The following is a 10,924-nucleotide window of genomic DNA, read 5'->3' on the forward strand; positions in this document are numbered from 1 at the left end:
GTCAGTCCTCCCCCGCGACGAGTGCGCCGAGTGTCGCGAGATCGCGCTCGGCGTGGGATTGCCGGATGTAGACGAGGAGGTCCGCGACGTTGCGGGCATGGTCGGCATCCGTCGCGAGCGGCGCGGCGCCCAGCGCGCGGCCGACGCGGTCGATCACGTCGCTCGCGGTCCGCTCGATCAGCCCCCGCACCCGGAAGGCACGCACCTGGGCGGACCTCCGATCGAGGGGACTCGTATCCACCTCCCCGGCCGCGGACCCCAGTGCCCATCGCGCCGCGCTGACGGCGACGTCGATCGCGCCGAGGTGCGCGAGCTGGTGACTGTCCGCGCGGCCACTCCGGGCTCGCACCCGCAGCGGTTCCGCGACGGCGAGCGCACCCCCGAACCAGCACGCCGCCACCCCGATGCCGCCGTGCCAGAACCCGGGACGGTCGAGGTACTCGGCCGCCGCGCCGACCGGTCGTGCGGGAACGCCGTCGAACGTCACCGACTCGGTGCCGGTCGCCGCCATGCCCGGATTCCGCCAGCCTCCGTGGCCCGCCGTGACCCCCGGTTCCCGCAGGTCGACGGCGAACAGCCGGGGCTGCCCGTCGACTCGTGCCGTGACCAGGGCGTGCGTGCACATCGACGCCCCGGAGCACCACGCCTTCGTCCCCTGCAGGTGCCACCCGGCCGCGTCGCGGAACGCGTTCAGCACCGGTTGCGGTGGCTCGCTGGCCCACACGCCCCAGAACTCGTTCCGGCCGGCGCGGGTGCCGTCGATCTCGGCGAGGATCGCGTCCGCGTCTGCGTGTGCCTCGAGGAGTCGGCCGGCCGAGAGGTCGTGGCGGCACCATTCCGTCAGCCGCGACCATCTTGCTGCGGTCGACCCACCGCCGGGCAGCGGCAGTTCCGCGTCCCCCGAACGGATGGTCGCCCGCACTGCGGCGTCGGTGGGACTGCTGTCGTGGGTCACGTCGGCGCTCATCGGTCCTGCAGTCCCTCGAGGTAGGTGGCGAAACCCTGCGGGGCTCGGGCCTCGACTCGCGCCGACGTCTCCACCGGGGCGTCGATACTCCACACCACGTTCGCTCCCCGCTCGACCATCCGCTGCACCAGATCCACGTCCTCGTGCGCGGGCAGTGCGGCAAACCCTCCCACCGTCCGATACAGATCCGCGGAGAATCCGAGGGACGCGCCGTGCACGTGCCCGTGGGCGGCCCCGGACCGGTAGGTGCTGCCGTACCGCGACCGGACATGGTCGGGCCACCCCGACCAATCGGTCACCGCCACCGTGCCCGCCACCAACTGCGCCCCACGACTCGCGTGCTGCAGGTGGGACGACAGCCAGTGCGCGGGGACGCGCGAGTCCGCGTCCGTCGTGGCGAACCACTCGTGTGGGCGCGGGGCGACCGACTCGAAACCCGCACGCCGGGCCGCGCCGACGTTCCGCGCACCCAGGACCACGACGTCGACGTCCGCCCTGCGGACGACGGCTTCGCTGCCGTCGGTGCACCCGTCCAGCACCACCACCGTCGTGACCGGCACGGACACCGCCCGCGCGGCGGTACGCAACCCCTCCAGGCAGCGCGGCAGCAGCGCTTCCTCGTCGTGGGCGGGCACGACCACCGTGATGTGCTCGACGCGCATGACGTCCCCTCCTGATCACTCACTGTTTCCGGGTTCAGCAAGTACCCAGTCCGCCGTCAGGGGAACCACCACTGTGGCACCGCCGACACTGATTCGGGATCTGTCACCGCGGGTAACCTTCCGCCATGAATGTCGCGGACAGCCCCCGCTACCGGAAGATCACCCTCACCGTGGACGGTGAGGAACGGACCCTCGAAGTCGACACCCGCACGACCCTGCTCGACGCGCTCCGCGACCACCTCGGGGTGACCGCACCGAAGAAGGGCTGCGATCACGGCCAGTGCGGCTCGTGCACCGTTCTCCTCGACGGCCGACGCGCCACGTCCTGCCTCACGTTCGCTGTCGCCCACGACGGGGAACGCGTCGTCACCGCACACGGACTGGCCGACGGCGAGGTGCTGCACTCCGTTCAGCAGGCGTTCGTCGAGCAGGACGGATTGCAGTGCGGTTACTGCACGCCTGGTCAGATCTGTTCGGCGATCGGGATGTTCGACGAGTTCCTGGCCCTGCACCCGAGCGCCGTCACCGACAACCTGACCGCACCGCCCGAACTCACCGACGACGAGATCCGGGAACGGATGAGCGGGAACCTCTGCCGGTGCGGCGCGTACCCGAACATCCTCGCGGCGATCAGGCAGGCGGCGGAGGCATGATTCCCTTCGACTACGAGCGGGCCGCCGACGTCGACAGTGCCGTCGCCACGGTCACGGGTGATCCTCGGGCGTCGTTCCTCGCCGGCGGCACCAACCTCGTCGACCACATGAAGCTGGGGGTGGCGCAACCGCATCTCCTCGTCGATGTGAGCCGTCTCCCCCTCGGCGACGTCGACGAACTACCGGACGGCGGGCTCCGGATCGGGGCGGCCGTCCGCAACAGCGACCTCGCCGCGCACGACGTCGTCCGCGCCCGGTACCCGATGCTGTCGCGCGCGCTCCTCTCCGGTGCGTCGGGACAATTGCGCAACCTCGCGACCACCGCAGGAAATCTGCTGCAGCGGACTCGCTGCGTGTACTTCCAGGACGTCACGACGCCGTGCAACAAGAGGGAGCCCGGCACCGGGTGTTCCGCGATCGGCGGTTACGTCCGCTACCACGCCATTCTCGGTGCCTCGGAGCACTGCGTCGCGGTGCACCCGTCCGACATGGCTGTCGCGATGACGGCGCTCGACGGGGTCGTGGTGGTGCGCGGTGCCGACGGTGAACGGCGAATCCCGCTGAGCGAGTTCTACCGGCTTCCCGGAGAGCGGCCCGACCACGACACCGTCCTCGCGCACGGCGACCTCGTGACCGCCGTGGAGCTGCCCCCGCCGCCTGCCGGGAACCGGTCCGCGTACCGGAAGGTGCGCGACCGCGCCTCGTTCGCGTTCGCGCTGGTGTCGGTGGCCGCCGAGCTGACGATCGGGGATGCGTCGATCACGTCGGCGCGGGTCGCGCTCGGCGGGGTCGCGCACCGGCCCTGGCGCGCCACGCTCGCCGAGGGGGTCCTCGTCGGGTCGCCGCCCACCGAGGACACGTTCACCGAGGCCGCCGCAGCGGAACTGGCAGCGGCGCAACCGCTTCCGGGAAACGAATTCAAGGTCGCACTGACCCGGCGGGTGCTCGCGTCGGTACTCCGTTCACTCGCCGAGGAGGCGCGCCGATGACCCTCGTCGATCCGAAGGTGATCGGAACCTCCGCCGAACGCCTGGACGCCCACGACAAGGTGACCGGTACCGCGTTGTACGCGTTCGAGTACCCGGTGGACGAGCCGACGTATCTGCATCCGATCCTGTCGACGATCGGACGCGGCCGGGTCACGGCGATGCACACGGCCGACGCAGAAGCCCTGGACGGGGTGCTCGCGGTCCTGACGGTGTTCGATGCGCCCCGCCTCGCGGACGCCTCGGACGGGGAACTCGCGATCCTGCAGGACCCCGAGGTCCACTTCCGCGGCCAATTCGTGGGTGCGGTGGTCGCGGAGTCACCGGAGGTCGCCCGGCACGGCGCGAGCCTCGTGCGCGTCGACTACGCCGTGGCATCCCACGACACCGACTTCCGTTCCGGCCGAGACGATCTGTACGCCCCCGAGGACGTCAACGCGGGGTTCCCGACCGACACCGAGGACGGCGACGTCGACGCGGCACTCGCCGCCGCCGCGGTCACCGTCGATCAGGTGTACTCCACCGCGATGGAACACAACAATCCGATGGAACCGCACGCCGCCATCGCCAGGTGGACCCCGGGCGGCAGCGGACCGGTTCTGACGCTGCACGATTCGACCCAGGGCGTCCACTCCGTGCGGCAGACGCTGGCACCGCTGTTCGGACTCGAAGTCGAGCAGATGCGGGTGATCGCCCCGTACGTCGGCGGCGGCTTCGGCTCCAAGGGACTGCCGCACGCGCACGACGTGCTCGTGGTGATGGCGGCGCAGCGGGTGGAAGGCCGGCCGGTGAAGTTCGCGCTCACACGGCAGCAGATGTTCGCCCTCTCCGCGTATCGCACGCCGACGGTGCAGCACATCCGACTCGGGGCGGATGCGGACGGACGGCTGACCGCGCTCTCCCACGAGGCGATCGTGCAGTCCGCGAAGATCAAGGAGTTCGCCGAACAGGCGGCGGTCCCGTCGCGGCTGATGTACTCCGCGTCTACCCGGTACACCACTCACCGTGTCGCGTCCCTCGACGTGCCGGCCCCCTCCTGGATGCGTGCCCCCGGCGAGACCCCGGGCATGTTCGCGGCCGAGGTGGCGATGGACGAACTGGCCGTGGCCCGCGGACTAGACCCGATCGAACTGCGGATCCGTAACGAACCCGAGGTCGACCCGAGTACGGGCCGTCCGTGGTCGGGGCGGCGCCTCACCGACTGTCTGAGGGAGGGCGCCCGGCGTTTCGGGTGGGCGGACCGCGACGCGACGGTGCGGGCCCGGTCGGACTCGGAGTGGCAGGTGGGGATGGGCGTCGCGTCCGCGACGTATCCCGCCAACACGTCACCGGGATCGGTTGCCCGGATCGTGTACGAATCCGACGGCATGTACACCGTGCAGATCGGGTCGGTCGACATCGGTACCGGCGCGTGGACTGCGCTCACCCAGATCGCCGCCGACGCGCTGAGCTGTCCCCTGGACGGGATCGCCCTGCAGATCGGTGACACGAATCTTCCGCCGGCGTCTGTCGCAGGCGGCTCCACGGGAACCAGTTCCTGGGGCAGTGCGATCGTCGCGGCGGCCCGCGCGTTCCGGGACGAGCACGGCACGTCCCCCGACCCGGGGGCGGAGGCGAGTGCGGGGACGCCCGACAACCCCGACGCCGGAAAGTTCGCGCTCCATTCGTTCGGTGCCCACTTCGTGGAGGCGCACATCCACCGCGACTCCTGCGAGATCCGCATCGAACGCATGCTCGGGGTGTTCGCGATCGGCCGGGTGATCAATGCCCGCACGGTTCGGTCGCAACTGCTCGGCGGGATGACGATGGGGATCTCGATGGCGTTGCACGAGAGCAGCGTGAACGACCCCCGGTTCGGTCACGTCGTGACCCAGGACCTTGCCTCCTATCACGTCAGCACGCACGCCGACATCAGGTACCTCGACGCGGTGTGCCTCGACGACGTCGACGAGCACGCCAATCCGATGGGATCGAAGGGCGTCGGTGAGATCGGCATCGTCGGGGCCGCGGCCGCGGTGGCGAACGCTGTCCGCCACGCCACCGGGGTCCGGGTCCGGAAGGTGCCGATCCACCTGGACGATCTGCTGCCCGGGTGATCGACCGGGGTTACTGCACGCCCCACGCCTGCGCGAGGGACGTGCGCAGGTGACTTTTCATCGCACGGATCTTCTGGACGTCGGTGGACTTCGGTGCGAGTCCCTCGAGTACGAGTTCCATGAAGCGCCGGCGGCTGACGCCGAATCGCTCCAGCAGTTCCGCCGCGCTCGCACCACCGAACGGTGCCCACTGGATCGCGAAGCTGATCATCCACCGGGCATCCGAGCTCACCGAGTGCATCTGCGCGAGCAGATCGCACCGGCGAAGCGCCAGGCGCAGCCAATCGGTGCCGAACGCTTCCTCCGGTTCGTCCGCGGTCTGTGTCGTCACGCCGATCACCGCTGACCGGCGGAGCGGACCGCGAACACCGGCAACTGTTCCGACCTCGACGCGGGACGGAACTCGACGCGAACCGGACAGTCTGACGGTGCCGGGACGTCGCCGTCGATCCAGGTGTACACCCACGGCCCCTCGTCGAGTTCGACGATCGCGATGGTGCAGGGGACGAGACCGCGGTCGGCCTCGTTCACCTCACGGTGGACCACTTTCGAGGACACGATCGATCCGACGCCGCACGACGGGACACGCTCGAGGTTCGAACCCTGACAAGCGGAGCAGGTGGCCATCAACGGCGCGAGCAGGGTCGTGCAGTTGAGGCAGCGTTGGATCATCAGTTCGCATTTCTGGGCAAGTCCCTGCCAGCGGGTCATGCCGTCCGTGGTCACGCCGTCACCCCCGCGAGTTCCTGCCCCACCACGTCGTCTGCCATTCGGTTTCCCCCGATCCACACAAGACACCGGTCGGTGTGCGCCCGACGGAGAATCGGGGGCCGTGGAAGTTGGGGGTCGGGCTTTCGGTGTGTTCGGGGATCAGTGGACATCGGGGGCCTCGGTCTGGAGCCGGATTGGGGGGACGCGTATGAGCATCCCGTCCGCGGCGGGGAAGTACAGCGGCTGAACGACCCGGGGACATACCTGTTTCGTCCCGTGCGGGTGCCCGGTCAGGGGTGCGGGTCCTGTGCGTGTTCGACGATCCACGCCGCGATCTGGGTGCGCGAGTTGAAACCCAGCTTCGCGAGAATGTGCTCGACGTGCCCCTGCGCCGTGCGCTGCGAGATCACCAACCGGGCTGCGATCGCCTTGTTGGTGAGCCCCTCGGCGACCAGTTCTGCGACCTGCCATTCACGTCGGGTCAGGTGCGACGCACCGTTCGACGCCGACACCGTCTCCGGTCGCTGCTCGTCGAGCGCGTAGGCGACCGCATCGTCGAAGGACGTGTGCATACCGTGGTCGAAGGCGGCGTCGAACGCGCGGTCCCCGATCACGGCGCGGGCCTGCTGCTCGCATTCCGCGTGGTGGACGAGCAGATTGGGGTAGACGGTGCTCGGGTTGCCGACGGTCTGCGCGACGGCCTCCGCGGCGCCCATCAGTTCGGCGGCCTGCTGCGCCCGGCCGGAGCCGACGGCGACCCAGGCGAGCACCTCGAGTGCCCCGCAGGCGCTGATCCGGTCGTCGACCAGATGGGACAGCCGCAGCCCCTGCTTCACGTAGTCGTCGGCGAGGGCGAGGTGTCCGCGTTGCCAGGCCGCCATTCCCGCCGCCCACAGCGACCAGCCCCGGTAGACGGACTCGCCGTGGGCCTCGGTGAGCGCGAAGATCTCGGATCCGCACATCTTCGCCACCGCCCCGTCACCCTGCATGCCGCTGACCAGTGCCACCCCGAGCAGTCCCCACGTCAGTTGGAGCAGGTTGCCCTTGTCGCGGAACTCGGCGAGCGCCTCCTCGAAGCACGCCCGTGCGCGAGGTAGGTCCCCGGCGAACATGGCGCAGCATCCGGCGGCGTGGACCACCAGGGCACGCATCAGCGTGTCACCGTTCCTCTCGGCGAGGACGACCCCCTCGTCGACCAGTGCTTTCGCGGCCTCGCGGTCGCCGTGCATGCCCGCGAGCACGCTGTCGACGTACAGCGCCTCGATCCGTTCCCGGCTCTCGCCGCCCGGGTGCCGTCCCAGCAGCTGTCCGAGCCAGCGGCGACCCTCGCGGAGCAGTCCGCGGGCGCGCCAGTACGGGTACAGTGCGGCGGCGATCCGCAGCCCCGTCTCGGCCTCCCCCGGTTCGGTCAGGCAGAAATGGAGAGCTGCCCGCACGTTCAGCTTCTCCGCGTCGAGCCGGCTGATCCACATCACCTGCCGGGGTCCGATCCACTCGGCCTCGCACTGCACCACCAACTGCTCGTACCAGTCGCGGTGCCGCCGGCGCAGCGACGCGTACTCCCCGGCCTCCTGCAATTTCTCGCGGCCGTAATCGCGCACCGTCTCGAGCAGGTGATAGCGCACCGCCGGCCCCGACTCCTCCCGAATCAGGATCGACTTGTCGATCAACGACGCGACCACGTCGAGGACGTTCTCCACCGGCAGGTCGCCGGCGCAGATTCCCTCGACCGCGTCCAGTTCGAAGCCGCCGGCGAACACCGACAGCCTCGCCCACAGCTCGCGTTCCTCCTCGGTGCACAGCTCGTGACTCCAGTCGACGCACAGCCGCAGGGTCTGCTGCCGGCTCGGCGCGCCCCGCGATCCGACCGTCAGCAACCGGTAGCGGTCGGTCAGCCGCTGCAGGATCTGTTCCGCCGACATCACCCGCAGCCGCACCGCCGCCAGCTCGATCGCCAACGGCAACCCGTCCAGCTGGCGGCAGATCCGGGCCACCGCCTCATGGTTGTCCTCGGTGAGTTCGAACTCCGGCACCGCCGTGGCCGCCCGCTCGACGAACAACGTCACCGCCTCGTACTGGGGCAGGCCCTGCAGGGACGAGCGGCCGGGTTCGGGCACCGTCAACGGCGGCACCCGCAGTACCGCCTCGCCGCCGATGGCCAGCGGTTCGCGGCTCGTCGCGAGGATCCGTAACTCCGGGCAGCTCCGCAACAACGTCTCCGACAACGCGGCGGCCGCCGCGACCACGTGCTCGCAGTTGTCGAGCACCAGCAGCAGTTGCCGGGTGGCGAGGAACTCGGTCAGCAGCACCTCCGGGTTCCCGGAGCGCTGCTCGCGCAGTCGCAATGCCGCCGACACCGCGTCGACGAGTGTCGTGTCGTCGTCCAGTTCCCCCAGCTCGACCAGCCACACGCCGTCCTCGAATGCGCGACTCGCGTCGGCGGCCACCCGCAACGCCAGCCGGGTCTTCCCGACACCACCGATCCCGGCGAGTGTCACCAGACGTGACACGGACAGCAGACGTCGCGCCTCGGTCACCTCACGGCGACGGCCGACGAAACTCGTCAGTTCGTGGGGCAGATTTCCCACTGTGCCCTTCACTGCCGCCGGCATCACACCGTCACTCTCGACTCGCAGCCCCCTGCGCACACGGTACTCCCGGTGCGCGGCGGCAACGACGCTTTCGGCTGCGGGTCCGCGAGTTTCGGGGTCCCGCGAACCGGATCACCGCGTCCAGCGGGTGGGCGCCCAGCGACCGGTGTAGGACCGGATGCGGTTGGCGCGGCGGGCCGGCCGCCGAGTGCCGGCCTCGGTCAGGCTGTGCGGGATCATGGCGATCCGGGTGCCGTCGACCACGTAGGCGGCCCCGGTGACGAACATTGCGGCAGGCGCGGTCAGATACGACGCGACGGCGGCGACTTCGCTGTCGTCGGGGCCGGGCGATGCGAAGTCCGATTCGTCCGCGGGCACCACGACCGAATTGACGGTGATCGAATATCGCGCCAGTTCGGCGGCGAGTAGACCGGTGAGTCCGCCGAGCCCGGACGAGGAGGGGGTGATGTTGACGATCCGGCCACCCTCGCCGCTCGCGATCATGTATCGCACGGCGCGCTGGATGCACTCGACGGCGGTACTGCCGGGGCAGCTGACGAGAACGCCGATTCCGCCCAGCTCCCGGGCGAACTCGTCGACGGCGGCCGCGGAGTCGGGCAGGTCCGCCAGATCCATGCGCTGCACGGCCGCGTTCACCGATCTGGACCGGACCTCGGCGGCGGTGGATTCGGCACTGTCCCGGTCCGCGGCGTAGGCGAGGCCGATGTGGAACCCGTCATCCGCGAGCGCCAGTGCGACCGCCCGGCCCATCGGCGAGTCCGATCCCGTCACGACTGCGGTGCGTGTGCTGGGGTGCATGGATTCCGAATACCCCCTGGTAGATCTGCTCAAACGCTCAACTTTCGGACTGTGTACGGGCAGAACACAATCCGGCGACGAGCCGCACGGGCGACCCGTCGCGGATCGGCGCCCCCGTCGATCAGCAGTTGGACGGCGCCGGGTCGCCCCGGAACCGGGCGTCGAGGTAGTCCAGCGCGGTCGGCAGGCCCAGCACGGCGGTGGTCAGGTGGTCGGGACTCGGGAAGAGATCGGACTGCACCTTGGCGCCGGCGGCGCAGTATCGCGCGATGGTCGCCTCGATCGAGTCGACCGGGATGAGCACGTCGGTCGGGCTGTGCCATTCGAAGATCGGCGCGGTCGGAACCCCCGGGTACAGCTCGACGCTGTTCTCGTTCAGCACCTCCCAGGCCTGCGGACTGCTCATGAGGTCGGTGGTCTTGGCGACCTCCGTCGCGCTGCGGCCGGCGCCGGCCGCGAGAATGCCGTTGGTGCACGCGTTGACCATCTCGTCGCGCATCGCCAGGCCGCGATCGTTGAGTTGCTCGCTGATCGGAAGGCGGTCCGGGTACTCACGCTCGAGTCCGAGTGCCGCCGCCATCGCGAGGCCGAACGCCGGATGCGGTTGCATGCCGAGTCCGTTGGCCATTTTGCCGATGTTCATGGGCACGCCGCCCTCGGCGACACCGACGATGTTCAGTTCCGGCGCGTACGTGGGTGCGAGCGCCGCGGCCCAGGCCGACGCCATGCCGCCGCCGGAGTATCCGGCCAGCGCGACCGGGCTCTCCGCCACGGCGAGTTCCGGCACCCGCTGAACCGCGCGGATGCCGTCCAGGGTGATGGTTCCGCCGAGTCTCGCGGCGCCGTAGGCACTGTTCGGGCCGAGGTGGTCGGGAAGGGCGACCGTCCAGCCGCGCTGCAATGCGAGGTTCAGTGCCGGCGCCTCCTTGATCTGGAGGTCGGGGTCGTTCGAGTACAGCGTCCGCGACGGCGCGCACCGCGGTCCGAGCGCGTTGATGATGTGCTGATACGACAGCAGCGGCCCGTTCACCGGCCGGGTGCGGGGTACGAGCACGGTGGTGACCGACGAGATCGGGTGGTCCTCCGAGTTGGTGGTGCGGTACTTGACCTGCCAGACGTCGGTGTCGGGGAAGGCGAGCAGCGGCGGCATCGGACGGACCGCGAGCGGCTCGCCGACCGCGGTAGCCGCCAGACCCTGCGGCTGCAGATAGAAGGGGTCGGGGTCGGAGGCAGGATAGATCGGCATGGCGGCCGCGACCCCGACGTTGGCGACCGTGGCGCAGGCGACGAATGCGGCACACAGTGCACCCGCGGTGAGGCTCGTGATACGTGAGCGCTTCATGCCGCCTCCTAGTTTGCGTAGAGCTCGATTGTTACCGAGTTCGCAGGAGATATCGGTATTCGGGCCCGCCCGTTACGGCAATGCAATCGACGGCGGG

At 70.0% G+C, this 10,924-nt stretch carries 10 protein-coding genes; 3 read left to right on the top strand and 7 right to left on the bottom strand.

Annotated features, from left to right (window positions below; translation table 11 throughout):
* Position 1 precedes the first annotated feature (1 nt).
* Positions 2–967 carry an acyl-CoA dehydrogenase family protein gene (locus tag ACFVJ3_RS17025; protein WP_378453141.1) on the bottom strand — a complete coding sequence of 322 codons (966 nt, stop codon included), beginning with the start codon at positions 965–967 and terminating at the stop codon, positions 2–4.
* Positions 964–1,629 carry a glycosyltransferase gene (locus ACFVJ3_RS17030; protein ID WP_378453142.1) on the bottom strand — a complete coding sequence of 222 codons (666 nt, stop codon included), beginning with the start codon at positions 1,627–1,629 and terminating at the stop codon, positions 964–966. The genes ACFVJ3_RS17025 and ACFVJ3_RS17030 overlap by 4 nt, the downstream gene beginning before the upstream one ends.
* 125 nt (positions 1,630–1,754) lie before the next feature.
* On the opposite strand from ACFVJ3_RS17030, the gene ACFVJ3_RS17035 reads away from it, so the two are divergent.
* The 3 genes from ACFVJ3_RS17035 to ACFVJ3_RS17045 are packed head-to-tail and all read left to right on the top strand — an operon-like array spanning position 1,755 to position 5,364.
* On the top strand, positions 1,755–2,282 hold the full coding sequence (locus ACFVJ3_RS17035) for a 2Fe-2S iron-sulfur cluster-binding protein (protein WP_378453143.1): 528 nt from the start codon (positions 1,755–1,757) through the stop codon (positions 2,280–2,282).
* Positions 2,279–3,271, top strand: coding sequence for an FAD binding domain-containing protein (locus ACFVJ3_RS17040; RefSeq protein WP_378453144.1), 993 nt, complete (start codon positions 2,279–2,281; stop codon positions 3,269–3,271). Before ACFVJ3_RS17035 ends, ACFVJ3_RS17040 begins: the two co-directional genes overlap by 4 nt.
* Positions 3,268–5,364, top strand: a complete 2,097-nt coding sequence (locus ACFVJ3_RS17045; RefSeq protein WP_378453145.1) for a xanthine dehydrogenase family protein molybdopterin-binding subunit — start codon at positions 3,268–3,270, stop codon at positions 5,362–5,364. Before ACFVJ3_RS17040 ends, ACFVJ3_RS17045 begins: the two co-directional genes overlap by 4 nt.
* A gap of 10 nt (positions 5,365–5,374) precedes the next feature.
* Here ACFVJ3_RS17045 and ACFVJ3_RS17050 read toward each other — a convergent pair whose 3' ends face one another.
* From ACFVJ3_RS17050 to ACFVJ3_RS17070, 5 genes are all read right to left on the bottom strand, one after another.
* The gene (locus tag ACFVJ3_RS17050; RefSeq protein ID WP_378453146.1) at positions 5,375–5,695 is read right to left on the bottom strand and encodes a hypothetical protein; all 321 of its coding nucleotides are present in this window, start codon (positions 5,693–5,695) and stop codon (positions 5,375–5,377) included.
* A 5-nt stretch (positions 5,696–5,700) separates the two neighbouring features.
* Positions 5,701–6,090, bottom strand: a complete 390-nt coding sequence (locus ACFVJ3_RS17055) for a Zn-ribbon domain-containing OB-fold protein (RefSeq protein WP_378453147.1) — start codon at positions 6,088–6,090, stop codon at positions 5,701–5,703.
* Positions 6,091–6,365: 275 nt separating this feature from the next.
* Positions 6,366–8,723 (bottom strand): ATP-binding protein, encoded by a 2,358-nt coding sequence (locus ACFVJ3_RS17060; RefSeq protein ID WP_378453148.1) that lies wholly within the window; start codon positions 8,721–8,723, stop codon positions 6,366–6,368.
* Between the two features lie 75 nt (positions 8,724–8,798).
* Positions 8,799–9,485: an SDR family NAD(P)-dependent oxidoreductase gene (locus ACFVJ3_RS17065; protein WP_378453149.1), complete on the bottom strand. Its 687-nt coding sequence runs from the start codon at positions 9,483–9,485 to the stop codon at positions 8,799–8,801.
* A gap of 121 nt (positions 9,486–9,606) precedes the next feature.
* Positions 9,607–10,827, bottom strand: a complete 1,221-nt coding sequence (locus tag ACFVJ3_RS17070; RefSeq protein ID WP_378453150.1) for a lipase family protein — start codon at positions 10,825–10,827, stop codon at positions 9,607–9,609.
* Positions 10,828–10,924: the final 97 nt, after the last annotated feature.

It is taken from the genome of Rhodococcus sp. NPDC127593 (assembly GCF_042671975.1).
Taxonomy (GTDB): Bacteria; Actinomycetota; Actinomycetes; order Mycobacteriales; family Mycobacteriaceae; genus Rhodococcus_F.